Source organism: Nitrosomonas communis (genome assembly GCF_001007935.1).
GTDB lineage: Bacteria > Pseudomonadota > Gammaproteobacteria > Burkholderiales > Nitrosomonadaceae > Nitrosomonas > Nitrosomonas communis.
The window spans coordinates 3,607,747-3,633,476 of record NZ_CP011451.1 but is presented as its reverse complement, the minus strand read 5'-3'; the positions used below and the strand labels follow the sequence as shown (position 1 = coordinate 3,633,476).

24 protein-coding genes and 1 pseudogene are annotated in these 25,730 nt (G+C 42.3%); 14 read left to right on the top strand and 11 right to left on the bottom strand.

Translation table 11 applies throughout. The features are described from left to right. Positions 1 to 28: 28 nt before the first annotated feature. Positions 29 to 1,396 carry a DEAD/DEAH box helicase gene (locus AAW31_RS16340; RefSeq protein ID WP_046851051.1) on the bottom strand — a complete coding sequence of 456 codons (1,368 nt, stop codon included), beginning with the start codon at positions 1,394 to 1,396 and terminating at the stop codon, positions 29 to 31. Between the two features lie 344 nt (positions 1,397 to 1,740). Next, positions 1,741 to 2,952, bottom strand: coding sequence for a tyrosine--tRNA ligase (gene tyrS, locus AAW31_RS16335; protein ID WP_046851889.1), 1,212 nt, complete (start codon positions 2,950 to 2,952; stop codon positions 1,741 to 1,743). Between the two features lie 144 nt (positions 2,953 to 3,096). Here tyrS and AAW31_RS16330 point away from each other — a divergent pair, with 144 nt between their 5' ends. Both AAW31_RS16330 and AAW31_RS16325 read left to right on the top strand, forming a co-directional pair. Next, entirely contained in the window at positions 3,097 to 4,425 is a 1,329-nt protein-coding gene (locus AAW31_RS16330; RefSeq protein WP_046851050.1) for an OapA family protein, read from the top strand. 44 nt (positions 4,426 to 4,469) lie between these two features. Further along, a complete protein-coding gene (locus AAW31_RS16325) occupies positions 4,470 to 5,570 on the top strand; it encodes an anhydro-N-acetylmuramic acid kinase (RefSeq protein ID WP_187426916.1) in 1,101 nt (366 codons plus the stop codon). An 18-nt stretch (positions 5,571 to 5,588) separates the two neighbouring features. On the opposite strand, the gene erpA is transcribed toward AAW31_RS16325, so the two are convergent. From erpA to rplM, 4 genes are all read right to left on the bottom strand, one after another. Beyond that, entirely contained in the window at positions 5,589 to 5,954 is a 366-nt protein-coding gene (erpA, locus tag AAW31_RS16320) for an iron-sulfur cluster insertion protein ErpA (RefSeq protein WP_046851048.1), read from the bottom strand. 162 nt (positions 5,955 to 6,116) lie between these two features. Beyond that, positions 6,117 to 7,145: an N-acetyl-gamma-glutamyl-phosphate reductase gene (gene argC, locus AAW31_RS16315; RefSeq protein WP_046851047.1), complete on the bottom strand. Its 1,029-nt coding sequence runs from the start codon at positions 7,143 to 7,145 to the stop codon at positions 6,117 to 6,119. Positions 7,146 to 7,247: 102 nt separating this feature from the next. Continuing rightward, the gene (gene rpsI / locus AAW31_RS16310; protein WP_046851046.1) at positions 7,248 to 7,640 is read right to left on the bottom strand and encodes a 30S ribosomal protein S9; all 393 of its coding nucleotides are present in this window, start codon (positions 7,638 to 7,640) and stop codon (positions 7,248 to 7,250) included. Positions 7,641 to 7,643: 3 nt separating this feature from the next. Then, positions 7,644 to 8,078 carry a 50S ribosomal protein L13 gene (gene rplM, locus AAW31_RS16305; RefSeq protein WP_046851045.1) on the bottom strand — a complete coding sequence of 145 codons (435 nt, stop codon included), beginning with the start codon at positions 8,076 to 8,078 and terminating at the stop codon, positions 7,644 to 7,646. Positions 8,079 to 8,259: 181 nt separating this feature from the next. Here rplM and AAW31_RS16300 point away from each other — a divergent pair. From AAW31_RS16300 to pstB, 10 genes and pseudogenes are all read left to right on the top strand, one after another. Beyond that, positions 8,260 to 9,394, top strand: a pseudogene (locus AAW31_RS16300) (ISAs1 family transposase). Positions 9,395 to 9,538: 144 nt separating this feature from the next. After that, positions 9,539 to 9,703 carry a hypothetical protein gene (locus AAW31_RS21520; protein WP_158441575.1) on the top strand — a complete coding sequence of 55 codons (165 nt, stop codon included), beginning with the start codon at positions 9,539 to 9,541 and terminating at the stop codon, positions 9,701 to 9,703. 264 nt (positions 9,704 to 9,967) lie between these two features. Further along, complete coding sequence (gene rpsT, locus AAW31_RS16295; RefSeq protein WP_046851044.1) at positions 9,968 to 10,231, top strand: 30S ribosomal protein S20; 264 nt, start codon at positions 9,968 to 9,970, stop codon at positions 10,229 to 10,231. Positions 10,232 to 10,296: 65 nt separating this feature from the next. Beyond that, positions 10,297 to 12,009 (top strand): multiheme c-type cytochrome, encoded by a 1,713-nt coding sequence (locus AAW31_RS16290; RefSeq protein WP_046851043.1) that lies wholly within the window; start codon positions 10,297 to 10,299, stop codon positions 12,007 to 12,009. After that, entirely contained in the window at positions 12,006 to 13,034 is a 1,029-nt protein-coding gene (haoB, locus tag AAW31_RS16285; RefSeq protein ID WP_046848852.1) for a hydroxylamine oxidation protein HaoB, read from the top strand. Before AAW31_RS16290 ends, haoB begins: the two co-directional genes overlap by 4 nt. 120 nt (positions 13,035 to 13,154) lie before the next feature. After that, positions 13,155 to 13,871: a cytochrome c-550 CycA gene (gene cycA / locus AAW31_RS16280; RefSeq protein ID WP_046848851.1), complete on the top strand. Its 717-nt coding sequence runs from the start codon at positions 13,155 to 13,157 to the stop codon at positions 13,869 to 13,871. A gap of 24 nt (positions 13,872 to 13,895) precedes the next feature. Beyond that, the gene (locus AAW31_RS16275; protein WP_046851042.1) at positions 13,896 to 14,564 is read left to right on the top strand and encodes a NapC/NirT family cytochrome c; all 669 of its coding nucleotides are present in this window, start codon (positions 13,896 to 13,898) and stop codon (positions 14,562 to 14,564) included. 349 nt (positions 14,565 to 14,913) lie between these two features. Beyond that, positions 14,914 to 15,861, top strand: a complete 948-nt coding sequence (gene pstC, locus AAW31_RS16270) for a phosphate ABC transporter permease subunit PstC (protein ID WP_046851041.1) — start codon at positions 14,914 to 14,916, stop codon at positions 15,859 to 15,861. A gap of 131 nt (positions 15,862 to 15,992) precedes the next feature. After that, entirely contained in the window at positions 15,993 to 16,919 is a 927-nt protein-coding gene (gene pstA / locus AAW31_RS16265) for a phosphate ABC transporter permease PstA (protein WP_046851040.1), read from the top strand. After that, a complete protein-coding gene (gene pstB, locus AAW31_RS16260; protein WP_046851039.1) occupies positions 16,913 to 17,722 on the top strand; it encodes a phosphate ABC transporter ATP-binding protein PstB in 810 nt (269 codons plus the stop codon). Before pstA ends, pstB begins: the two co-directional genes overlap by 7 nt. A gap of 705 nt (positions 17,723 to 18,427) precedes the next feature. On the opposite strand, the gene flgM is transcribed toward pstB, so the two are convergent. After that, entirely contained in the window at positions 18,428 to 18,739 is a 312-nt protein-coding gene (gene flgM, locus AAW31_RS16250; protein WP_046851037.1) for a flagellar biosynthesis anti-sigma factor FlgM, read from the bottom strand. A gap of 235 nt (positions 18,740 to 18,974) precedes the next feature. Here flgM and AAW31_RS16245 point away from each other — a divergent pair, with 235 nt between their 5' ends. Both AAW31_RS16245 and AAW31_RS22310 read left to right on the top strand, forming a co-directional pair. Continuing rightward, complete coding sequence (locus tag AAW31_RS16245; protein ID WP_046851036.1) at positions 18,975 to 19,712, top strand: EI24 domain-containing protein; 738 nt, start codon at positions 18,975 to 18,977, stop codon at positions 19,710 to 19,712. Between the two features lie 385 nt (positions 19,713 to 20,097). After that, on the top strand, positions 20,098 to 20,238 hold the full coding sequence (locus tag AAW31_RS22310; protein ID WP_170828999.1) for a hypothetical protein: 141 nt from the start codon (positions 20,098 to 20,100) through the stop codon (positions 20,236 to 20,238). 234 nt (positions 20,239 to 20,472) lie between these two features. Here AAW31_RS22310 and AAW31_RS16240 read toward each other — a convergent pair whose 3' ends face one another. The 4 genes from AAW31_RS16240 to AAW31_RS16225 form a co-directional block, all read right to left on the bottom strand. Further along, a complete protein-coding gene (locus tag AAW31_RS16240) occupies positions 20,473 to 21,996 on the bottom strand; it encodes an ISNCY-like element ISNco1 family transposase (RefSeq protein ID WP_046851888.1) in 1,524 nt (507 codons plus the stop codon). A 395-nt stretch (positions 21,997 to 22,391) separates the two neighbouring features. Beyond that, a complete protein-coding gene (locus tag AAW31_RS16235; RefSeq protein ID WP_046851035.1) occupies positions 22,392 to 23,615 on the bottom strand; it encodes an ABC transporter permease in 1,224 nt (407 codons plus the stop codon). 234 nt (positions 23,616 to 23,849) lie between these two features. Further along, entirely contained in the window at positions 23,850 to 24,572 is a 723-nt protein-coding gene (locus tag AAW31_RS16230; protein ID WP_046851034.1) for an ABC transporter ATP-binding protein, read from the bottom strand. Further along, positions 24,572 to 25,729 (bottom strand): efflux RND transporter periplasmic adaptor subunit, encoded by a 1,158-nt coding sequence (locus tag AAW31_RS16225; RefSeq protein WP_046851033.1) that lies wholly within the window; start codon positions 25,727 to 25,729, stop codon positions 24,572 to 24,574. The genes AAW31_RS16230 and AAW31_RS16225 overlap by 1 nt, the downstream gene beginning before the upstream one ends. Position 25,730 lies beyond the last annotated feature (1 nt).

Sequence of the window (25,730 nt, the reverse complement as noted above, 5' to 3'; positions counted from 1 at the left end):
TCTTTTAGAATTATTCTTACAGGTTGAATTAATTGCTTGATTCAGCATAAATGCCCGAGTTGAATTGATTTGGGCGTCTAAAAGAGCGCTTCTTGCTATCGTTACTAGGGGTGCGCTCGAATCTATGAGAATGGTTCTTGTTTGAATCGGTGTGGTTAAAAGAATTTCTTTCATTTGATGCCCAAGAGCGATTGCGCTTATGAACAACATGTGGAACTTTCTGCGCTTTCCCTTCATTTTGCCGAATTCGTGGCTTGAATTTTGGTTCTATACCTGGAATGACAGAAGGGGTAATACGCTGACCCGTGAAGCGTTCAATTCTTTTCAGGCTGATGCTATCTTTCCCGGAAGCGAAGGAAACAGCAATACCTGAAGCACCAGCGCGGCCTGTTCGCCCGATACGATGTACATAGTCTTCAGCAAATTTCGGTAAATCAAAATTGATAACGTGAGTGATATCGGCGATATCAATTCCTCTTGCTGCCACGTCCGTGGCAACCAGTATACGAAGTCTTCCGTTACGCAATTTAGTCAACGTACGTGTACGCTCACGCTGACTCATATCACCATGAAGTGCCCCAACCTCATGCCCTTGTGCTGCAAGATCGTCAGCTAAATCGTCTGCATCCCGCTTGGTTGCGGTAAAAACGATAGCTTGCTTGAGCGATTGATCACGCAATAAATGATCGAGCAGCTTATTTTTGTGCAAGAGATCATCCACATAATGAAGGCGTTGCTCGATATTTTCAAGTTTTGCGCGTTGTGAGGCAACTTGTATGCGTTTAGGGGATTTCAGTAATCGTGCTGCAATTTTGTCTATCGTTGAGTCTAGTGTAGCGGAGAATAATAAAGTTTGGCGACTTGCTGGTGTTGTGGAAGCAATACTTTCAACATCATGAACGAATCCCATGTCAAGCATACGATCTGCTTCGTCTAATACCAGCATTTCCAGCCGTGAGAAATCAATACGTCCTCGTTGAATATGATCGATTAGGCGACCGGGTGTTGCGACCAAAATATCTACCGTTTGAGATAATAATTTATTTTGTAAAAAATAGGACATGCCACCCAAAATACTAACGACTTTGATGCGAGACAGATATTTGCCATACTTGCTTGCTGCATCAGAGACCTGCAACGCTAACTCACGAGTGGGTGTCAATACAAGGATGCGCGGCCCACGACCTTGTACTTTTGTAGGGGTAGCCAGGCGATGCAGTGCAGGTAACATGAATGCAGCTGTTTTGCCAGTGCCTGTTTGAGCCGATGCCATGACATCATGACCTTGAATTAATTCTGGAATAGCTTGTTGTTGGATAGGTGTAGGAGAGGTGTAACCTAACTCATTAATGGCTTTAATAATAGAGGGATGTAAATTCAAATCTTCAAAAGACACGTTTTTTTCCTGATGTGTATAAATAAAAAATACGCGAGCAGGGATTGAGACCAGAAACTCGTAGGCAACAAATACCGCTGGCGCAGATATAAAACATCGCAGCTAACCAGTGGTATTACACAATTTCCAGACTATGTAGTGGGAAAATCGGAAGAAGGTCAGAAACGATGGAATCTAAAAAGATGGCTACTATTTTTATAGCCAAAGGATTATACATGAATTATCAAATATGTCGAGTCTTTTCATTAGCGATGCGAAAAAAATGATTACCCATTATCACAAAAAAATAGAGTTTTGTTTCCTTCCAGTGCTGAGGAGTAGATTGGTTTTAGGCATAACAAATGCTAGTATTTAGTTGGAACTATGGTGACTTTAGCGAATTTACGCTTGCCTACTTGGACCACGAATGTTTCACCCACTGCTAGATGGATTGACTTATCAATAATTTTATTTCCGTTCAGCTTTACTCCTCCTTGCTCAATCATGCGTAATGCTTCGCTGCTACTCGACGTCAACCCAGATTGCTTTAATAACTGGGCAATAGGAATATTTGCTTCATTAATCTGAAGTAATTTTTCAGGAATATCATCAGGTATCGCCCCTTTCTTGAAGCGGGTTTCGAAATCAATCAGTGCTTTCTCAGCATCCATTTTGTTATAAAAGCGGGCTACGATCTCCTGAGCAAACAGTACTTTAATTTCTCGTGGATTTCGACCTTGTTTTACTTCCTGCTTCCAATGATGGATAGTATCTAATGATTCAAATGACAGTAATTCGATATAGCGCCACATCAAAGTATCGGAAACTGACATGAGCTTTCCGAAGATATCATTAGCGCTTTCCGTGATGCCAACATAGTTGTTCAAGGATTTGGACATTTTATTGATGCCATCCAGCCCTTCTAATAATGGCATGGTGAGAATGCATTGGGGTGGCTGACCAAAATGTTTCTGTAATTCACGTCCCATCAATAAATTGAATTTTTGGTCAGTTCCACCTAATTCGATATCGGCTTTGAGGGCAACTGAGTCATAGCCTTGAATAAGCGGGTAGAGAAACTCGTGGAGAGCTATAGGTTGATTAGTACGATAACGTTTGCTGAAGTCATCTCTTTCCAGCATTCGGGCAACCGTGTAAGTTGCAGAAAGTTTGATGAGATCGACGGCGTTAAGTTTATCCATCCAGGTAGAGTTAAACACCACTTCGGTTTGATCGGATCTAAGGATTTTAAATACCTGAGTGGTATAGGATTTGGCATTCTGCGCGACTTCCTCACGTGTTAACGGAGGACGTGTTGAATTTTTACCAGTAGGGTCACCTATCATTCCTGTGAAATCACCAATCAAAAACAAAATATGATGGCCCATATCCTGTAATTGGCGTAACTTATTCAGTAATACCGTATGGCCCAAGTGCAAATCAGGTGCAGTAGGATCAAATCCGGCTTTAATTCTCAAAGGTGCGTCTGCTTTGAGCTTTTGGATTAATTCTTCTTCTATCAGCAGCTCATGACATCCGCGTTTGATTATTTTTAGTTGTTCGGAGATTGAGTTAATCACAATAAATACAATGGGTTATTTTAGAGTCTTAAAAATCTGCTTATTTTAAGTTTGTTTACTATGGAATGCCAGGCTAGGGATTGCACATTTTTGTGCTAGACTTACCGGCCGGCTCACAACAAATAGGAGATGTAACATAAGATGCTATATACGTCACCACGCGATAAAATAAGGATTTTAGCGCAAAAGCCATCGGTATTTATACATAAAAGATTACGTTGGCTAACAATCTTATCCAGTCTGCCCCTATTTGGCATAGTCACTGCATTTGGCATCGCACCCAATACTTCTTTACCAGATATTCCAGAACGTAAAATTGTTCGTACTCTTCCGCTTCCTGAAATGGCCATTTCCGATGATACGAATAGTGCATTTTGGCGTCAGGAGAACATTCGTCGTGGGGATACGATGGCTGCGATTCTTGCGCGCTTGGAAATTAATCAGCAGGATAAAACTGATTTTTTGCGCGTTGCCAAAGATAGTAAAGCGATGCGGCAACTCAAGCCTGGAGAAGTCATTCATGCTGAAACTACAGCAGATGGGGAATTGTTAGCGCTACGATATTTTTACGGCAATGGTGAGCAATTCCTGATGGAGAAGGTGGATGACACTTATGAATTGAGCGAGCAGTCTGCTGGAGTAAACACAGGTGTCAGTGTTGGATCTGGCGTTATAGAAAGTTCTTTGTTTGCAGCTACGGATGCTGCTGGATTGCCGACAAATATCGCCATTCAGATTGCTAATATCTTTGCATCAGATATCGATTTTTACCGTGACTTGCAAAAAGGTGATCGTTTCACGGTCGTTTATGAGACTTCTCATGATAATGGCGAGAATACTCAATATGGACGTGTTTTAGCGGCTGAGTTTATCAACAAGGGTAAGTCTTACCGGGCCGTCTATTTCCAGGCTTCTGATGATGAGGGTGATTACTATACCCCTTCCGGCGAGAGTTTACGCAAACCGTTTTTGCGAGCGCCATTAGAGTTTTCCCGGATCAGTTCAGGATTTACAAATGCTCGTTTCCATCCGATATTGAAGCAATGGCGAGCTCATAAGGGCATCGACTATGCTGCGCCAACAGGGACTCCTGTGATGGCGACGGCAGATGGAACAATAGAATACACTGGGCGGAAGAATGGATATGGTAACCTGATCGTATTGAAGCATCGGGGAGAATACAGTACTGCTTATGGACATTTATCCGCTTTCAAAAAAGGGATACAAAAAATGAAATATGTTAAGCAAGGTGAAGTGATTGGATATGTTGGTTCAACCGGAATGGCAACAGGACCCCATCTACATTATGAGCTCCGTATCAATGGAGTTCAGCGCGATCCATCAAAAGTGGTAATGCCTGCTGCGTACCCTATCAGCAAAAGAAACAAAGCTGCGTTTCATCGAGATACCAAAGAGCTGGTTGCTCGCTTAGATTTGCTTCGTAATGCCAATTTCGCTTCCGCCAATTGATCCTTGAGTTTTACGAATTTTCTCCAGTCTAGTAGGTGGATCTTTTGAGATCATCTCTTTATATTGGGATTATGTCAGGAACAAGCCTCGATGGAATAGATGCGGCATTAGTCGACTTTAATTCTTCGACTCCTTCTTTGATCGAGACTTATTTCGTGATGTACGATCAATATTTACGGGAGCAACTGTTGGCGTTAAATCAAGCTGGCTATGATGAGCTGCATCGTACTGCATTAGTAAGTAACAAACTATCTAGATTATATGCTGACGCAGTAGAAGGGCTTCTAAGCAAAAGTGGGGTTAGCTCGCAAAATATTACTGCTATTGGTTGTCATGGTCAGACTGTGAGACATTGTCCCCAATCTGAAAGAGCTTATAGTATCCAATTAGGTAATGCCGCACTTCTAGCTGAGCTGACTGGCATTACGGTGGTTGCAGATTTCAGAAGTCGTGATATCGCAGCAGGGGGGCAAGGTGCGCCCTTGGTACCCGCATTTCATCAAGTTATGTTTGGCCATACAGAAAAACATCGCATTATAGTGAACATTGGCGGTATTGCAAACGTTACCAGTCTTCCACCTAAGCGGGAGGTGATTGGTTTTGATTGTGGTCCAGGAAATATCTTGTTGGATGCCTGGTGTTTACAGCACACAGGGAGCCTGTATGATCACAATGGATCTTGGGCCGCAACAGGATGTATTCTCCCAGAATTATTGGAAGCATTGCTGACATTTCCCTTTTTCTCTCTACCTCCACCGAAAAGTACAGGTAGAGAACTATTTAATAGTGATTGGTTGAAAAGCTATTTGCATGGGAAAGAATCGCCCCAAGATGTGCAGGCAACCTTGCTGAAGCTTTCTGTTGAAGCCATTGCTCTATCTATATGGCTTCATTTTCCAGAGGCTGAAGAAATTTATTTGTGTGGGGGAGGGGCCCGCAATGGCAAGCTGGTAGCTGAGCTAAAGACAGCTTTGCCCGGGAAAGAAGTGAATCTGACCGATGTATTAGGGGTCAATGCAGATTGGATGGAGGCGTTTGCGTTTGCCTGGTTAGCCAAACAAACGATAAATAAATTGCCTAGTAATCTTCCCGCAGTTACCGGTGCACAGGGCTATCGGATTCTCGGGGCAATTTATACTGCCTAAACTTCGATAGCTAAACAATTAAACAGAGAAAGAAGAGCCGCAACCACATGTGCTTGCTGCAGAGGGATTTCTAATAATGAACTGTGCGCCCTGAGGGTTTTCCTGGTAATCAATTTCGGCACCAATTAAATATTGAAAGCTCATTGAATCCACTAAGAGTTTTACCCCTTCTTTTTCCATAACAAAATCGTCTTCATTGATGATTTCATCGAAAGTAAAGCCATATTGAAAGCCTGAGCATCCCCCTCCGCTTACAAAGACTCTTAATTTTAAATTATGGTTTCCTTCTTCTTCTATAAGATGCTTAACTTTGTCTGCTGCATTCGCAGTAAACATTAAAGGTAACTGCTTTTCAGTATTTAAATGGGTGTTTATTGTGCTCATATCATTCCACCTATTTTATCTATGATTAAATAAAAATCTTGAATAAGGCGTATTGTTATTTGGTATGTAGAAAATTAACTTATGAGTAAGATTTACTTGATTTAGAAGTATTCTTTTTGTAACAGTTTCTTATTTTATAGATAAATTAAGCTCAAAATAGGGTTAAGGCAATAAGGGAATATGCTCAATCCCTAATGTTTCTGGAAATCCAAATATGATATTCATATTTTGCACTGCCTGCCCCGCTGCACCTTTTACGAGATTATCTGTTACCGAAAGTATTACCGCAATATCCCCATCTTGGGGACGGTGCACTGCAATTCGGCAATAATTAGATCCTCGGACAGAACGTGTTTCTGGATGATTCCCTGCTGGTAATATATCAACAAATGGTTCGTTAGCGTAACGATCCATATATAAAGTCTGCAAATCAACCTTTTTGGTCAGTCTTGCATAGAGTGTTGCATGAATGCCACGAATCATGGGTGTAAGATGAGGCACAAAGGTAAGACCAACCTGTTTTTTAGCTATATTGGATAAACCCTGCTTTATTTCAGGTAGGTGACGATGCCCTGGTACTGCATAAGACTTGAAATTATCAGCTGCTTCTGAAAATAAGGTATGGACTTCTGCTTTACGTCCTGCACCGGATACACCTGATTTAGTATCAGCAATCAGATGATTCATATCTACTACTCCAGCTTCAATTAAAGGCAGGAAACCTAATTGCACTGCGGTAGGATAACAACCAGGATTAGCGATTAGTCGCGCATTTTTTATTTGCTCACGATTTATTTCAGGCAAACCATACACTGCTTCTGCAACTAATTCCGGGCAAGCATGAGACATTCCATACCACTTTTCCCATTCTGCCACATCTTTGATACGAAAATCTGCAGATAAATCAACTACGAGAATGCCGGCATCGTACAAGGCTTTTGCCTGTTGCATAGCAACTCCATTGGGCGTTGCAAAAAAAACGATATCACATTTATTTAGCTCTGCTTTGCCGGGATCAGTAAACTTAAGAGTTACTTGCTTGCGTAAGCTGGGAAATAATTCATCCACAGACATGCCAGCTTCCTGCCGTGAAGTGATTACTTTTAGTTGAACTTCCGGATGTTGTGCAAGAATGCGTAACAACTCCACTCCTGTGTAGCCTGTCCCACCCACTATACCGACTTTTATCATAGAGTTCCTGTGTACTAGAACATATATTTTAATATATTTTAATTCCGGTAAAACAAAAAAAGCCGCCAATATAGGGCGGCTTTTTTTGGAAAATTTAATAAATCAACGTTTAGAGAATTGTTTGCGTCGACGCGCCTTACGTAAGCCAACTTTCTTCCGTTCAACCTCACGTGCATCACGTGTCACAAAGCCTGCCTTGCTTAAAACCGGTTTAAGAGAAGCGTCATAATCAATTAGAGCTCTGGTTATTCCGTGGCGCACTGCACCTGCTTGTCCGGATTCCCCACCACCGCAGAGATTAACCATAATATCTAGATTTGCCATGTTGCCAGTCAACTCAAGCGGCTGACGAACAATCATGCGTCCGGTTTCACGTGAAAAATATTCATCAACTGGTTTATTATTAATGGTAAATAAGCCACTCCCTGGTTTAATAAAGACTCTAGCTACAGCGCTTTTTCTGCGACCAGTCCCGTAATTATAATTTATTGCCATAAATTAAGCCCTGATTTCTAATAACTTTGGTTGCTGTGCGGTATGAGGATGAGTATCTCCTGCATACACTTTAAGTTTTTTGAACATAGCGTAACCTAAAGGACCCTTAGGTAACATGCCTTTTACTGCTTTTTCTAGAGGTCTTCCAGGAAAACGTGCATGCATCTTCTTGAAACTAGTTTCGTATATTCCTCCAGGATAGCCACTATGACGATAATATTTCTTATCTTCTGCTTTATTGCCCGTTACACGGATCTTATCAACATTAACAACAACGATATAATCTCCTGTATCAATATGAGGAGTATAAATAGCTTTATGTTTGCCCCGCAAACGATGTGCTATTGCTGCGGCTAATCTTCCCAAAACTTTATCGGTCGCATCTATAACAAACCAATCATGTTGGACTTCATGTGGTTTAGCTGAAAAGGTTTTCACTGGACTTATCTCGCTCTTTTTATATGGAGTGTTTTCTTTTTAAACACAAATTAATCAGAGATATTATGCTACTCATACGGAATTGTCAATTTCCAGCCTCTTCCATTACAGGGCAATCGCGCTTAAAAGTGCTTGAAAATAGAATTTAGATAAGGTAATAACGTTATCATTTAGATTTTAAATGACAGTAAAGCCAACACCTTTCATTATCCATCACTTTTCGAGTATTCAAGACCCGCGAATAAACAGACAAAAGAGACATCAGCTACAAGATATTTTCTTTATCAGTATCTGCGCTACGATTTGTGGTGCAGATGTGGGTTGCTATTGAACAATTTGGCTTGGCAAAAGAGGCATGGTTCACCGAATTGCTGGGTTTAAAGCATGGCATCCCTTCGCATGATACCTTCGGAGAAGTTTACGCCGCCATTGATACCGAGCAGTTCAGCGTTTTTTTTTCCCGCTGGGTTGCTGACCTGGCCACCATCACCGAAGGCGAAGTGATTGCGATAGATGGTAAGTGTTTAAGACGTAGCCTCGACCAGTCTTCAAAAAAAGCCGCCATCTATATGGTCAGCGCTTGGGCTCAGCACAACCATCTGGTGTTAGGCCAGGTTAAAGTCGATGACAAATCAAATGAAATCACTGCCATTCCCAAATTGCTTTCAAGACTTGATATCGCAGGGGCAGTGATTACGATCGACGCCATAGGCTGCCAGAAGAAAATTGCCGAACAGATTAAACAGCAAGGCGGTGACGATGTGTTTAGCCTGAAAGGCAATCAGGGCACCCTACACGACGATGTGAAGACATTTTTCACGTCATCTTTATCGCCGAAAGTAACCTCGGTTAGCTATGAAGGTGAGCATGGCCGAATTGAAACCCGCTCAATTCGAGCAACAGCCGATATAGCCTGGCTCCAGGAACGGCATGACTGGAAAAGCTTACGAAGCATTATTGCCATTACCGCCACAAGAGAAACCGATAACAAAGTGACCGAGGAAATACGCTATTTCATCAGTAGCCTTGATGCGAATGATCCGGAGCGATTAGAGCGTGTGGTGCGGGCGCATTGGGCTATAGAGAACAATTTGCACTGGGTGCTTGATATCGCCTTTGATGAAGACAGCAATCGGACTCGCAAGGGACATAGTGCTGCGAATAAGGGACATAGTGCTGCGAATCTGGCTGTGATCCGGCATATCGCCCTGAATCTGATCAAGGCCGAAAAAACCTCCAGGGTTGGCATCAAGATCAAGCGTTTAAAAGCCGGATGGGATAATGAGTATTTACGTCAGGTTATTGGGATAATTTAAGCGCGATTACCCTGTCTTCCATTATGAAATGAATCTGATGTGAACGCGTATTTTCAGCGAATATATCTTCAATGAAAGATGATTCTGTCTAGGTAGATTCTGATAGTCTTTTATGATGTAAGGCGAGGCAGGATATCGATAGATATGGATGAAGTGGATAAAGCAAAATTCAAATTAGAAGAGCATATTAGCATTCTTTTTCAGAATATTTCTAAAAAACAGATAGATATTAGTGCACCTCTAAAAAAAGTTCAGAGTTCTAACCAAGATCAGGCGAGAGCAAATAGTGTTGGCGCGGCATATAGCTGATTTAGATAAGGAAGATTTTTTGTGAACCACGAAGTATTATGGCGAGACGGGATAAGCGAGCAATCCGCAAAGCGGATTGCTCGAAAATATAGATTTTTAGAGGTGGCCATTAGAAATTCTATTCTATAATGGAAGACTTGGTTTTTGAGTGGATTACTGTTAGTAATTTAATCGAAGAATATTAATGATGACGTAATGTTGCATTATTTTTAGAATAAACGTAACATCCGAGGTTTTTTTAGCAAAAATTGATTGAGGAATTATATGGCCAACACAGCACAAGCCAAGAAACGAGCTAGACAAACTGTCGTGAGGCGAGAGGAAAATTTTAGTTTGCGATCCAGAATGCGAACTGCGATCAAAAGCATAAGAAAAGCAATTGAATCTGGTGATAAAGAACTAGCTGAAACTGTGTTTAAGAAATCAACCAGTGTTTTGGATTCTATTGCAAATAAGGGGATTATTCATAAAAACAAGGCCGCACGGCATAAAAGCCGGTTAGCAAGCTCGATTAAAGCTATGGTGTGATAATCTGGCTCTGGATAGAAATTTCATATATTAAAAACAAAAAGCAAAGAAGGGAGGAGAGAGGAATGGATGCCAGAAAATGGCTGAAAGGGCTAGCGATAGCCTGTGGAGTAATGATGGCGGGAGCAGTGCATGCGAACCTGTCGACCGTGCCGGATGAGACATACAAGGCACTGAATCTGGATCGTAGCAAGGCAACGCCGAAGGAGACCTACGACGCGCTGGTCAAGCGCTACAAGGATCCTGCTCAGGGAGCAGGACGTGGCACGATGGCTGAATACTGGGAGCCGATTCCCTATAGCATGTATTTGGACCCGACCACCTTTTACAAATCCCCTTCATCGGTCAAGGAAGTCGTCACGCGTCAAGAATGCGTCGAATGTCACTCCGACGAATCACCGGTCTGGGTACAAGCCTGGAAACGCAGCACCCATGCTAACCTGGACGAAGTACGTAAACTGAAACCGGAAGATGCAAAATATTACAAAAAGGAAAAGCTGGAGGAAGTCGAAAATAACCTGCGTTCTCTCGGTAAACTGGGTGCCAAGGAGAATCTGAAGGAAGTAGGCTGTATCGACTGCCACGTCGAAATAAACACCAAGAAGAAAGCGGATCACACCAAAGACATCCGCATGCCGACCGCTGACGCCTGCGGCACCTGTCACCTGCGCGAATTTGCCGAGCGTGAATCGGAACGCGACACCATGATTTTCCCGAATGGACAATGGCCGGAAGGACGCCCCTCGCATGCACTGGACTGGAAAGCCAACATCGAAACCACCGTCTGGGCTGCTATGCCGCAGCGCGAAGTGGCTGAAGGCTGCTCCATGTGCCACTACAACCAGAACAAATGTGACGGCTGTCATACCCGGCATGAATTTTCTGCGGCAGAATCCCGTAAACCGGAAGCCTGCGCCACCTGCCACAGCGGGGTAGACCACAACAACTGGGAAGCCTACTCCATGTCCAAACACGGCAAAGTCACCGCCATGATGGGCGACAAATGGAACTGGGACGTGCCCTTGAAAGACGCCTTTGAAAAAGGCGGCCAAAGCGCCCCCACCTGTGCCAGCTGCCACATGGAATATGAAGGCGAATACGCGCACAACATGGTACGAAAAGTACGCTGGGCCAACTATCCGTTTGTACCCGGTGTGGCTGAAAACATCACCAGCGAATGGTCAGAAAAACGACTCGACTCCTGGGCAGCCACCTGTAGTCAATGTCACTCCGAGCGTTTTGCGCGCACCTACCTGGAACTCATGGACAAAGGCACGCTCGAAGGCCTGGCCAAATATCAGGAAGCCCATGACATCGTCAAGAAGCTCTACGATGAAGGCCTGCTGACCGGACAAAAAACCAACCGTCCGGCCCCGCCTGCTCCTGACAAACCGGGCTTTGGCCAATTCACCCAGCTGTTCTGGTCAAAAGGCAACAACCCGGCCTCGATGGAACTCAAAGTACTCGAAATGGCTGAGAACGACCTTGCTAAAATGCACGTAGGCTTTGCCCACGTCAACCCCGGTGGCTGGACCTATACGGAAGGATGGGGTCCAATGAATCGCGCCTATGTCGAAATTCAGGACGAACACACCCGACTGCGCGAAATGCTCACCCTGCAGGAACGCGTCAACAAACTGGAAGGAAGCAAAACCAGTCTGCTTGACCTGAACAGCAACAGTGAAAAAATCTCACTGGGCGGACTCGGCGGTGGCCTGCTGCTGGCTGGCACGCTCGCGCTGATCGGCTGGCGTAAACGTAAGCAAAACAAAGCTTGAGTACTGCCAATGACAAACAGCGCCCCCCCGGGGGGCGCTGGCAAGACAAGCTCCTCCCGTTACTAGGCATCACGCTCGTAACGGGAGGTTTCATTTTACTTAGCTGGTTTGCTTATCTCTGGCTGACACCGCAGACAGCCCCCTATCACTACCAGCTGATCGCAGAAGGGGAAGCGAACCAATTTCCGGAACTCGAACTGGAAGCCTGGCCGACGCTCAAGGTCAGCAAATATGAAATACACATAGCAGAAAAAGACCAGCCCATTGCGCTGGCCTATTTCGGGCAAAAGGAAAAAGAAGGGCCGGTACTGCTCAACTGGGAAAATCAAACGGGAGAACCGCTGCTTGCCCTGGAGCGCAAACCCTCGGAGCTGAGCGCATTAGCCAGCGCCATCGGCAAATACGTCTCGCCGGACGCCCTTATCCTGGCCTGGTGGGATACCTCGCGTCAAATACACCTGCTGTCCGAACGCAACACCCTGTTTAACGCACACTTAAATGAACCGCTCATCATTCCGGCGCGCTGGCAGCAGCATGCCGACACCATCCGTACCTATGAAAGCGACCTTTCACACAGTGTGCCCACCGCACAAGAACGAGACCAGTTCCAGCGCTTTACTGAAGCCCTGCTGCAACCGCCCGAAGCAGGCGCAGCCAAACTGCGTGACCTGATTGGCCCCAACCAGGAAGCCTACCTCGTGATCCATGTCTCTGACTTATACAAATTAGGACTGCTGCACCCGGACAAATTTGGCGTTGCCTACAAAAACTTCATGCTGACCGGCAATATCCATGGGCTGATCAACCACATGAAAGTCGAGATGAAAGAACATGATTACAACACCTATACCCTGCAATCCCTGTCTGATCGCGACATCCGGGCATTCTTTCTTGCCGACGAGCCCAGCACGCAGACCCTCATGGCGCGTCTGCTGCCTTTTACTGAGAAAGAGCCGCCACTGAACCTCCAGGCGGTGCAACTCGTTTATCAACAAGGGGGATACTGGGTATACAAGCTGCCATGAAGCGAGCCGCCAACCAATACCCCTGATCGCATCAAAACCATTTACACAATCCGATGATCGCGTACAATTGAGGCTTAGCCGGATGATAATCAAGACCCAAATTAAAAGAGAGGAGAGAACATGAAGTACATTACAGCCTATGCCGTTGCTATCGCAGCCATGTTTGCATTCATGACAGGCGCTGCTATCGCCGCCTCAGACGCCCCATTTGAAGGTCGCACCAAATGCAGCAACTGTCACAAATCGCAAGCCAAATCCTGGAAAGACACCGCCCATGCCAAAGCGATGGAATCGCTCAAGCCCAATACCAAAAAGGAAGCCAAAGTCAAAGCCAAGCTGGATCCTGAGAAAGACTATACCCAGGACAAAGACTGCGTCGGCTGTCATGTCGACGGATTTGGCAAAACAGGCGGCTATAGCATTGATGCCCCGAAAAAACCGCTGACAGGAGTAGGCTGTGAATCCTGTCATGGACCGGGCAAAAATTACCGTGGCGATCACCGCAAGGCCGGGCAAGCTTTTGAGAAATCAAACAAGACCACGCCGCGTAAAACCCTGGCAGACAAAGGACAAGACTTTGCGTTTGAAGAAAGCTGCAATGCCTGTCACCTGAACTATGAAGGTTCGCCCTGGAAAGATGCGAAACCGCCTTACACCCCCTTTACTCCGGACGTGGATCCGAAATACGCCTTTGACTTTGATAAAATGGTCAAAGATGTGAAAGCCATGCACGAGCACTTCAAACTCGATGGTGTGTTTGTGGGTGAACCTAAATTCAAGTATCACGATGAATTCCAGGCCAGTGCTAAAGAAGGTGAAAAAGGAAAAGAAGAGTAAAACTGTAAAAAAAGGAAAAGAATAATGACCGCACTACAAAAAGGATCAATTGGCAGCTTGCTGATTGGCGGGTTGCTGGGAATAGTATTGGTAGCCGTCGTATTCGGAGGGGAAGCAGCGCTTTCCACAGAAGAATTCTGTACGAGCTGCCACTCGATGAGTTATCCGCAAAAAGAATTGAAGCAGTCCTCACACTATGGCGCATTAGGCGTTAATCCCGGCTGCAAGGATTGTCATATTCCGCAAGGCTTTGAGAACTTCCATCTGGCAGTGGCCACCCATATTGTGGATGGTGCGCGTGAGCTCTACCTTGAACTGGTTAATGATTATTCCACATTGGAAAAATTCAATGAGCGTCGACTCATCATGGCGCATGATGCGCGTATGAACCTCAAAAAGTGGGATAGCATCACCTGCAGAACCTGTCATAAAGATCCGCAACCACCTGGCGAAAGCGCTCAGGCCGAGCACAAGAAAATGGAAACTGAGGGAGCCACCTGTATCGATTGCCATCAGAACCTGGTCCATGAAGAAGCTCCGATGACGGATTTAAATGCGAGCCTAGCTGCTGGCAAGATGGTGTTGAAGCCGGAAGAAGACGAGGAGGCTGAGGATGAAGATGACGAAGAAGAGGGAAATAGTGAAGAAGCTGAAGAAAATGCTTCCGAAGAAGGCTCCGATGATGATGATTAATTAATATTTGACTCATCAAAATCGGAGGACTTTATCATTATGATATCGACGCTCACTCATAGAGTGAACGTCGTTTCAGAATCGATAGGTTGATGAGAGCGAGGGAATTTCTTTTTTTTTTCAGCGGAATATTTTATTAATTCTTTATTTACAAAGTAAAGTTGGTGAAATAAAGATTAATTAACTTCCATAATGTGATCACACATTTCTAGCAAGAAGTTAAGTTATGAGTAGAATTTTTCAGTACTCAATATTAATGAATCACATCATATCGATGGACTGCTTCTCATAAAACAAATTGATTCTTATTTTTGAATAAAAACAAATTAAATTAATATAGAAAATTAATATGTATTCAAAAAATATAAAGAGTACATGTGAGAAGAGAGGCAGATCAACTGGTAATCTTCGGTATAGCTATAAGCGCCATTTAAGAGAGAAATTTATAGAACTGCTGCTACTTTTGGCAGCTTTTTTTTCAGTTGTAATTACCTTTTCTATTGTTTTCATGCTGATAAAAGAATCGATCACATTTTTTCAGCATGTTTCAATTTGGGAATTTCTTACAGAGAAACAATGGACACCATTATTTGATGATGCGCATTACGGAATTCTTCCCTTAGTCTCAGGAACAGTAGTAAGTTCAACTATTGCCCTTCTAGTGGCGCTTCCATTAGGTACAACGATAGCTATTTACCTTTCTGAATTTGCATCATATACGGTACGAGAGATTGCAAAACCATTTCTGGAATTGCTAGGTGGTATCCCTACCATCGTTTATGGTTATTTCGCTCTCTTATTCGTTACACCCTTATTGCAGGTAATTATTCCTGATCTACCAGGGTTTAGCTTGCTATCCGCTGGACTAGTAATGGGAATAATGATTATTCCTTATGTAAGTTCAATGACTGAGGATGCGATGCGTTCTGTGCCAATGCATTTACGGGAAGGTTCTTATGCCATAGGTGCCACAAGGTTTCAGACGGCTATCAAAGTGGTAATGCCTGCAGCGTTCTCAGGTATCGCAGCTGCTTATATTTTAGCTATTTCTCGGGCAGTTGGAGAAACTATGGTCGTAGCTATTGCTGCTGGAATGCAACCAAATCTAACGTGGAATCCCATGGAACAAGCAGCAACAATCACTGCATATATTGTTCAGGTAAGTTTGGGTGATTTGCCACATGGTAGTATTGGCTACCAAACTATTTTTGCAGCAGGGCTAACTTTATTATTGATCACATTAATTTTTAATATACTTGGTCATCTGCTACGTAAGCGATATCGTGAGACATATTAAAGAAGCTTCTACTATTCTAAAATTGGATTCGGATTATATTTAAGTTAGGCCGCCGCTATTAAATCGATGCAGTTATTATCAATGCTTTGTTAAGTATTTTTTGAAAATTTTATTGTTATTAACCAGCATTTATGAGTGATGAAAAGAAATTAGAAGAATTACGTGTGGTTATTGCCCGACATAGACTTTGGGATTTAATTTTTTTAATTTCGGGTATGCTTGCTTTAATGCTCGCTATATTGACATTTATTGCTTTATTTACACAAATGCTCATAGATGGTGCACCACGTTTATCCTGGGATTTTTTTACTTCATTCCCTTCGCGTCGCCCAGAATCTGCGGGTATACTTTCAGCGTGGGTTGGCACTACGCTAGTAATGTTGGTTACAGCAATGGCCGCTATCCCGCTTGGGGTAGCTGCCGGAGTTTATTTAGAAGAATATGCGCCTAGAAATTTATTCACAGAACTAATAGAAATTAATGTTACCAACCTTGCGGGAGTACCTTCTATTATTTATGGTTTATTAGCATTGGGTCTGTTTGTTTATCAATTAGGTCTGGGGCAGAGTATTTTGGCTGCTGGATTAACTCTGGCTCTTTTAATTTTACCTATTGTAATTGTAGCAACTCGTGAGGCAATACGATCTATTCCAGTTGCGATTCGGGAAGGTTCTTATGCTTTAGGTGCCACCAAGTGGGAAACAGTTGCTGATCATTTATTACCATATTCTGCACCAGGTATCTTGACCGGTATCATTATCGGCTTAGCTCGAGCAATTGGTGAAACAGCCCCTATTATAACAATTGGCGCATTAACTTTTATTGCATTCTTACCTCCCTCTCCAATAAAAAGTGAATTTCCATTTATATCATTTGAATGGTTGACAGCACCTTTCACGGTAATGCCAATACAAATGTTTAATTGGGTATCACGACCTGAAGAGGAGTTTCAGTTTAATGCAGCAGCAGCAGGACTGGTCCTGGTTGTTATGACGCTTGCAATGAATGCATTGGCTATTTATCTTCGCTATCGTATGCGTAAAAAAATCAAATGGTAAAAAATAATTTAGTAGAACCTGAAGCAAATAAACTCTCTCCTGCTCAATATAAATCCATAGTTAAAAAGTTAAATTTTTATTATGGAGATTTTAATGCGTTGAGAAATATTGATATGGTTTTACATGAAAAGCAGGTAACTGCACTAATAGGCCCATCAGGCTGCGGTAAATCTACTTTTCTGCGATGTTTTAATAGGATGCACGATCTTTATACAGGTAATCGGTATGAAGGTGAGATCATTCTTTACCCAGACAACGAGAATATTCTGTCTTCTCATGTTGACCCGATTGAAGTAAGAATGCGTATCAGCATGGTATTTCAAAAACCGAACCCTTTTCCTAAATCAATCTATGAAAATGTCGCTTATGGGTTGAAAGTAAGAGGCGTTAAGCAACGTGCAATGTTGGAAGAGAAAGTGGAGGATGCGTTACGTAATGCAGCCTTGTGGGATGAAGTTAAAGATCGGCTGAATGACCTTGCTTTTAATCTATCTGGTGGACAGCAGCAGCGATTATGTATTGCAAGAGCGCTTGCAACTGACCCTGAAATATTATTATTTGATGAACCTACTTCGGCATTAGACCCAATTGCAACTGCCAGCATTGAAGAATTGATCGCTGATCTTAAAAATAAAGTGACCATACTTATAGTAACTCATAATATGCAACAAGCTGCTCGGGTTTCTGACTATACTGCTTATATGTATTTAGGTCAGTTAATAGAATTTGATACAACAGACACTATTTTTATCAAACCAAAGAACAAGCAAACAGAAGATTATATTACAGGACGCTTTGGCTAGATCTTTGCTTTGACATATTTAAGCAAATAACAAATTGCTCAAGAGGGCTGATGCGGTGAAGTGATTTTTTTCGATGATTGTGGCGAAAGAAGTAGATTATTTCAGTTTGGATAACAGTCTATGCCCAAACGCTTACCATATATTTCAGGTTGGCCAGGGTTACCGCTCATTCTCAAGTCTGGCAATAGCGTGCTTTGGCTACGTGCTATTTCTGACACGCCATTCTAATTCCATTTCTAAAAAATCAAAACTGACTTTGTCGGCTTCGCCTTGCCGTATTACTTTTATACTGTCTGCGGCTCGCCTTCGCGTCATTTTTGATTTGGAAATGGAATAAGGAGTCACATTCTGCAGTAATTGCTCTATTCTGTTTGCCTGTAGCACAGGCTAAAATGATTCTTTCTTAATCTACCTGCGCCTGGCGCTATGGTTTTATACCATTTTCTCCAGATAACCTATTTATTCTTCAGTAGGAGTGATTTCTATCGCTTCTATAGGCATGATGCCTAGTATAAGCTAATAATTGATTCTATTAACGTCATCGAATAACTTGGTTCTAATGATATTTTAGTGAAGCAAAATTAAAGCTGAAACAAGTGATACAACCCAATGTAATTTCTGATCATTTTTTGTAATACAAGAATATCCACCTATAATTTTAATTTTGTTGGAGAAATATTCCATCAAATAACGACTGCATTTAAATTATGTATTATTTTTCTTCGATTCAATAAGCTCTTTTACTGTTTCTAACAATCGGTCAGCAACTGCTTCTGGGTTAACTTTAAAGCGACCCTCGATTATTGCTTGCCTAATCTTTGCCACCTTAGCTGTATCTACAATTTTATTATTATTTTCGATGGGGTGCGATAAAATAGAAGAGTTAGTATGCAAATTATTTTTTAATTGAGAAAAATATGGCGATTCATCGTTAGAGGAAGTTTTGTCATTATATTTTTGCTCATCATCATTATTAATACTGGTTACTCGCGTTGAATTCGTATTTTCTATTTTCAAGATAAAAATCCTTTTTAATAGAAATATTGATAATTAAGTGATATTTACCCAAACTATTTTGCTTTGTGTAAATATATAACCCATACTTTTTCTAATATCCATTGTATTACATGTTATACATTTATATTCTTAATTCATTTCCCCCGAAATAAAAAATAACTGATGTTTTTTTGAGCATATAATTAATAAGCTTTTATAGTTTAAAAGAGTCTTGAATTCTTAAAAACGATATTACATGATACAGATTTTTAATGCATTCTCACTATCTTTTCGTAATCTTTTTAACGTTAAAATTTTATGGATACTGGTTTGGCCTCTTTTAGTAGCTAGCTTATTCTGGCTAATAGTGGGTGTCTTTTTCTGGACACCTTCAGCTGAATGGATTGCAGAGATTATTTCATTTACCTTCATGAAAGAGTGGTTTGATGAGTCAGCCTTACTCAAGATTACTGATGGTATAGGGAGTATATTAAATGTAATTATTCTTGTTATTTTGGTGATTGTGACTGCCATGATAATAACTGCTCTATTTGTTATGTCGTCACTGATCGATTTTGTTGCTAAGCGATATTATCCACTACTTCAGCGGAAAAACGGAGGAAGTCTGGTGGGTAGTTTAGTTCACGTTATTTCCGCAATTATTATATTTATTGTATTGTTGGGTATTTCTTTACCTTTTTGGTTTGTTGGTATTGGAATGTTAATGTCTTTTTTAGCCGCAGCCTATTTAAATCAGCGGTTATTTAGCTATGATGCATTATCAGAGCACGCCAGTAAAGAAGAGTTAGAGATTTTACTGGCTACCAATAAATTATCACTATGGGGTTTAGGATTGTTAACTGGTCTCATTCAATTTATACCCGTACTGAATTTGTTTGCTCCGACATTAACCGCATTAGCCTTTATCCATTTTGAATTAGCACGTCTGGAAAATTACCGTCAGAAATCGAGTTCTGATTCTTCTCAAAAATAAACTTTTTATTTTAGGATAAAGTCTGTATGGTAATTTCTGATGAGTTATTAAGATTGAACAAAGTAAACTCTGTAGAGCCGAAGCAGGAGAATCAGTAAAATAGTAATAACAAGTAGGTCAGATCTTCTTATAGTAAAACCTGAATAGTCATACTTGGATTTATTTTATCTATCTCGCTGTTTTTACTTAGGGTATTATAAGAATAAACTGCTGTAATATGCTTTATAATACTCGATGTTCAATAGATTATTATTTAATTTACTGGACAGTACATTATAATTCTGTTATTAAGAATAGCGTCATTCTAGATATGAATGACCAAAGATGTGTTGTATATTTAAATATAATTAATTCATCATATTTGTTTATATAGGAGATAAAGAAAATGAAATCTGCACTCTTAGTAGCAATACTTTCAGCGCTGGCATTGACGGCTTGTGGTGATCCTAAACCAGCTCAATATCCACCTAGTTCTATGATGGAGCGTGATTCCATGCCTGATAAAGCCGATGAACAAAAAAAATAATTAATTAATTAATTAAATAGAATGATCAAAATTTTAAACCGCTCTTTATAGGGCGGTTTTTTTTGATCATAGTTGCGCATAATTAGTGCCAGTCCGAAAACCCCATTTTTTCACCAGTAATCTGCTTAATTTTTAAGTGCCTTTGTAAAAATGCAACGAAACCATACATCCAAAAAAGCCTCTGATTGTATTTTTGTGAGGCATGGCATGAAAAATACGGTTTCTACCCAGCACTCACCACTGATTGCTCGCAATCAGGCGGTTTTTTGCGTTAGCGGGAGAGCTTAAGCTGCTTGTTGGTGCTTTTAAATGACGTTTTATAGCTTTGCGCTCACGCTCCACATCCTGCTGCCATAGAATATCACCTATTCGGCGGATATTTCTGGCGACAATAGCCAGTGCAACGTAACGTTTAAAACCACCCATGCCATGATCTGGGCATTTGTCTAGTCCGTGCACCTCCAGCGCATTGATTGCTGACTCTACTGCTGAGTGCGCACGACGGGCTTTAACAAATTCTTCCATTTGTTCTATTGCTTTGCGCTCTTTGGATAGTTTGCCTTTTTTGGGCAGCGTAACCTGCTCAAGATGTTGGGCTAATTCAGCCTGGTTAGCAGGTGAATGAAAACCTTTATCGAAGCTGCAGGCATTGAGTATGGGAAAGCGTTTTTTAGCTTGCGTGACCATGTTTACCGCAATTTGATCATCGGTTTGTCTTTCCATTACGTGATGGTGCAAGATGAATTGATGCTGGTCTTCCAGAATGCACACTTTGACGCCTAACTCGACAGGCACACCGGCTTTGCCTTTACTGACCCATTCGGTGTGGGGTTCAAAAATGGAGAATACTTTTTCCTGGTGAGGAATGATTTCGCCTTTGATAACACGACGCTCAATTTGGTCTATTTGGCGCTTGGCATGTTGGAGGTAGTCTTCAATTTCAATCTTTTGCAGCAACTCGCGCGTAGCAGTTGTAGCCAGCTTGGTTAAGGTGGTTTGAATTTTTTTCACGTAACATTGGGCTTGCTCAATATAGGCCTGATACGCTTGAATCGTTTGTAGGTTGCTTTGTTGGTCTGCGGCTTTGCGGCGCTTCTTGCTCTGTGCATTGCGCATAAGTCGTTTTAATTGACGTAGATTGTAGCGATATTGCCGCCAGTCGCTTAAGTGCTGGCTTTCGCACCAGCGCGCCGTCAGCGTAATCGCTTTGCGCAGGGCATCCCCCAATAAGTTGATGTCGGTTGGAAAATGCACATCGGTTTCAACCACAAAGGAGTCGCACCGCCCACGCAGGGCGCTTTCGTCCTTTTTTATGAGGATATGCCCTCCCTCGACGATGATCTGGTTTAATCTGTCCAGCAATTCTGGCGTGAACAAACTGACATTATCCACCAGGGTTTGATAGGCATATTGCTTGTCTTCATCGTACAGACTATGCCCCAACATTGCGCGCAAGGTCCTGTGCTGGTTGACCAATTCGTGCAGACGGTCATAATCAGCATTTAAGTCCAGCCGTAATACGCCACATACCAGGACACTCCATAGGGTCATGCCAGGACGACCATTGTGCTTATCCACCTTGGGGGCAATTTCACTTTCCAGTAAGGCAAAAACTTTGTGGCACAATGCCTCATCCAGGTACAGGTGCTGTAAGCCGCGCAGTATCTTCGGAATATCATCTCGTGATCTCAAGTCAAATTTGATGTGGGATACATCAATTTCACCTAATTCCATCTGGGTATTTTGCACTACGCGCATTTGATTTCCACTTGAACGAAGTTTGTCTTTGAGGACAATATTTTCGCTGATTTGAATCGAAGTTTGAAATTGTTTTGCTTGAAAATACGCCAAAACCACCTAATAACGGCACTTTCACTCAATTTTTCAGCAATCTTCTTTTCTTGAATTAGACGCAACCCTATGTTTATTATAGAAGAAGAGGGTTTTCGGGCCGACACTAATTAGTTGTCCCTGATCCCCTGGTTTTCTCAGCCACTGAATTGTAGGTTACTCCATTTCCAAATCAAAAATGACGCGAAGGCGAGTCGCAACAGTATAAACAATACAGCAAGGTGAAGCCGTCAAAATCAGTTTTGATTTGGAAATGGAATTACTATCCTTTGCTGAGGGCATGATAATTTACGGCAAGAATTTTACTCATAACGTAACGCTTCCACTGGCTTTAATGAAGCCGCTTTATTAGCAGGATAGAAACCAAAGAATATGCCAATAATAGCTACAAAGGTAAAAGCCAAACCAATCATGCTGAAGGTAATGACGATAGGCATATCTACAATCTGACTTATCATCCATGCGCCACTAATTCCCAATATCGCACCGGTTAAGCCACCTAGGATACAAATTATCATAGCTTCCAATAAGAATTGCATGAGGATGGCGCGGTGGCTAGCTCCTATCGCCATACGAATGCCAATTTCGCGGGTACGTTCCGTAACTGATACCAGCATGATATTCATGATGCCAATACCGCCAACCAACAGTGAGATTGAGGCAATAGCCCCTAGCATCCAAGCCATTGCTTTTGCTGTAGTGCTTGCAACACTTGCTATGGCCGTTAGGTTTCGCACAGTAAAATCGTTTTCCTTCCTGTCAGAGATACGATGGCGTTGCCGTAGTAAGCGAGTAATTTCCGATTCTGCTTCTTCCATCCTGTCTGCGGATTTTCCTTGAACTAGCATATGACCAATTGAACCAGGAAATTGGTTGCCTAGAATTTGACGTTGAGCAGTGGTAAGGGGTATAAGTACATTGTCATCTTGGTCTCGCCCACTAAGGCTCTGTCCTTTGGCTGTAAGCACACCCACTACCAGAAATGGTTTGTTAGCGATACGAAATATTTTTCCCGTAGGATCTTCATTTCCGAATAAATTCTCAGCAGTTACCTTTCCCAGGACAGCAACACGGGTAGCAGAGCGTAAGTCTACTTCTGAAAATATTGCACCACTCTCTATAGACCAATTACCAACAGAAAAATAGTCTGGGGTTGTACCAGTTATCGTTGTGCTCCAGTTATTTGCACCATGATTAAGTTGAGCGATGCCAGAAATGACGGGCGCAGCCGCTTCAATTGAAGATAATTCTGCTATAGCTTGGGCATCACCCACAGTCAGTGTTTTAACAGTTCCACTTCCAAATCGTAATCCGCCTGAGGAGGTTGCGCCTGGTAGTACCAGCAAAAGATGGCTCCCCATAGAAGCAATTGTGTTATTAATATGGATTTGGGCTCCTTGTCCGATTGATAACATCAATACCACAGCCGCAACTCCAATAATCATACCAAGCATGGTGAGCACGGTGCGCAAACGATTGACCCGCAGCGCATGGAAAGCTTCACCGGTAATAGTCAGAAAGTTCATGCGGAAGTTGAAATTCTATTATCATGAAATAACATAAGAGTGCCTCTAAAAAATTAGAGTTTTAGCCAAGACAAGGTAAGAACAAAAAATGTTGACGCAGCCTGTCATTGATAGGTAAGACAACATTTTTTGTGAACAACCACGTATGGTGACGAAACGGGGTAAGCAGGCCATCCGCAAAGCGGATGCTCGCAAATATGAATTTTTAGAGGTACTCATAAATAAATCCCGCATTTATTTTTTATCCTGGATAATGCGGCCATCTTTTAATCGAATGAGACGGTTTGCATAGGAGGCAATATCATCTTCATGCGTTACCAGAATAATAGATATGCCTTGATTCTCATTAAGTTGTTTGAATAATGTCATGATTTCATGACTGGTTTGTGTATCAAGATTGCCAGTTGGTTCATCAGCCAGGATAAGCTGTGGTTGATTAATTAATGCTCGACTGATGGCTACACGCTGTTGTTGTCCTCCAGAAAGCTGATTGGGATAATGTAATGTAAACTGGCCCAAACCGGTCTGTTGTAATAAGGTTAAGGCGCGTTTGCGGCTTTCTTTGCGGTTCATACCTGCATACAGTAATGGTATCGCTACATTATCCAGTGCTGTTATGCGCTTGAGTAAATTAAAACCCTGGAATACGAAGCCTATACTACAATTTCGTACATGTGCCAGTTCATTGTTGGAAAGGGAGGCAACATTGCGGCCACCCAACCAATAATTGCCGCTTGTAGGCGCATCAAGACAACCCAGTATATTCATCAAGGTAGATTTTCCTGAGCCGGATTGCCCCATGATAGCAATGAATTCTCCCGAGTGGATTTCAAGATTGATATCAGACAGCACCTGATGGCAAATCGGCTGATTTGCTTGGCCCTCTAATTGGTAAGTTTTGTATAGATTCTCCACCCGAATCAATGGCTGATCTGGGGTGCAGCCTTGACTTGTCACTAGAACATCCTGAATCTAAAATTGCTCATGGATGCTTCATTCTGCTTTTTGCTTGTAGCATCGCTGATAATGACCTCATCTCCTTCTGTTAGCTCATCCGAAATAATTTCAGTGAAATTTCCATCTGTAATTCCGGTTACTACATTTATGGGTATAGGCGCGTTATTTTTGAGGCGGTATAGCAAGGGTTGACGCGCTCGTGCCAAAGGGGAGAGGTTGGAGGCGGGTATTTCATTTTTTGGCTTATAACGAAGTGCGGCATTAGGCACCCGAAGGGCAGCATTTTTTTGATGGACGATGAAACGAACATTCGCTGTCATGCCAGGCAACAATGTGCCATCATCATTGATCACCATTGCCACTACGTTATAGGTAACCACATTTTCCTGAATTGCAGGATTCAATCGTATTTGTTTAACATGAGCTGTGAATTCTCGTTCTGGAAACGCATCTACTGTAAAAGAAATTTCCTGATCAGTGTATATCTGGCCTATGTCGGCTTCAGCGACACTAATATTGATTTGCATTTGTCGAAGATCGCGGGCGATCTGAAACAGAATGGGTGTCTGGAAGCTAGCGGCAACAGTTTGTCCCACATTTACATCACGCGCGATTACTACTCCTGAGATCGGTGATCGAATGACACTGTAATTCAGATTGGCACGATCACGTTCTACGTTAGCTTTGCTGATCGCTACTTGGGCTTGTGCAATATCGAGTTGTTGTTCAATTTCGTCTAATGCTTCATTGGAAATAAATCCTTTTTCTAACAGAATGCGACTACGGGTTACTTTACTTATGACATTTTTTAAGGTCGCCTGAGCGCTCTTAAGATTCGCCTCCGATTGTTGTAGTTGAGCTTTGAGAAGGGCTGGATCAAGTTCTGCCAATGTTTGGCCTGTTTTTACCTGATCATTAAAATCGACATATATTTTAGATACAGTGCCTGATACTTGTGTTCCAACATTGACAAGCTCAAGAGGTGTCACTGTGCCATTAGCTGAAATCACTTGAACAATATCTCCACGATCAACAGTTCTGGTTCGATATTCATCTTTTTCTGATTCTAGCTTTTTATTGGTATAGCCATAAATTGCACCAGCTACTAAAAGAATGAGTAAAACAATTAACTTATTTTTAAGATTAAGATGAGTCATT

What these genes read in the sequence shown, in the direction of transcription:
- AAW31_RS16225 (WP_046851033.1), bottom strand. Translation starts at nt 25,729, where the DNA reads ATGACTCATCTTAATCTTAAAAATAAGTTAATTGTTTTACTCATTCTT.
- erpA (WP_046851048.1), bottom strand. Translation starts at nt 5,954, where the DNA reads ATGAGCACAATAAACACCCATTTAAATACTGAAAAGCAGTTACCTTTA.
- AAW31_RS16240 (WP_046851888.1), bottom strand. Translation starts at nt 21,996, where the DNA reads ATGCGCGTAGTGCAAAATACCCAGATGGAATTAGGTGAAATTGATGTA.
- AAW31_RS21520 (WP_158441575.1), top strand. Translation starts at nt 9,539, where the DNA reads ATGGATGAAGTGGATAAAGCAAAATTCAAATTAGAAGAGCATATTAGC.
- AAW31_RS16275 (WP_046851042.1), top strand. Translation starts at nt 13,896, where the DNA reads ATGACCGCACTACAAAAAGGATCAATTGGCAGCTTGCTGATTGGCGGG.
- rpsT (WP_046851044.1), top strand. Translation starts at nt 9,968, where the DNA reads ATGGCCAACACAGCACAAGCCAAGAAACGAGCTAGACAAACTGTCGTG.
- argC (WP_046851047.1), bottom strand. Translation starts at nt 7,145, where the DNA reads ATGATAAAAGTCGGTATAGTGGGTGGGACAGGCTACACAGGAGTGGAG.
- rpsI (WP_046851046.1), bottom strand. Translation starts at nt 7,640, where the DNA reads ATGGCAATAAATTATAATTACGGGACTGGTCGCAGAAAAAGCGCTGTA.
- pstB (WP_046851039.1), top strand. Translation starts at nt 16,913, where the DNA reads ATGGTAAAAAATAATTTAGTAGAACCTGAAGCAAATAAACTCTCTCCT.
- pstC (WP_046851041.1), top strand. Translation starts at nt 14,914, where the DNA reads ATGTATTCAAAAAATATAAAGAGTACATGTGAGAAGAGAGGCAGATCA.
- pstA (WP_046851040.1), top strand. Translation starts at nt 15,993, where the DNA reads ATGAGTGATGAAAAGAAATTAGAAGAATTACGTGTGGTTATTGCCCGA.
- cycA (WP_046848851.1), top strand. Translation starts at nt 13,155, where the DNA reads ATGAAGTACATTACAGCCTATGCCGTTGCTATCGCAGCCATGTTTGCA.
- AAW31_RS16245 (WP_046851036.1), top strand. Translation starts at nt 18,975, where the DNA reads ATGATACAGATTTTTAATGCATTCTCACTATCTTTTCGTAATCTTTTT.
- AAW31_RS16235 (WP_046851035.1), bottom strand. Translation starts at nt 23,615, where the DNA reads ATGAACTTTCTGACTATTACCGGTGAAGCTTTCCATGCGCTGCGGGTC.
- AAW31_RS16330 (WP_046851050.1), top strand. Translation starts at nt 3,097, where the DNA reads ATGCTATATACGTCACCACGCGATAAAATAAGGATTTTAGCGCAAAAG.
- AAW31_RS22310 (WP_170828999.1), top strand. Translation starts at nt 20,098, where the DNA reads ATGAAATCTGCACTCTTAGTAGCAATACTTTCAGCGCTGGCATTGACG.
- AAW31_RS16290 (WP_046851043.1), top strand. Translation starts at nt 10,297, where the DNA reads ATGGATGCCAGAAAATGGCTGAAAGGGCTAGCGATAGCCTGTGGAGTA.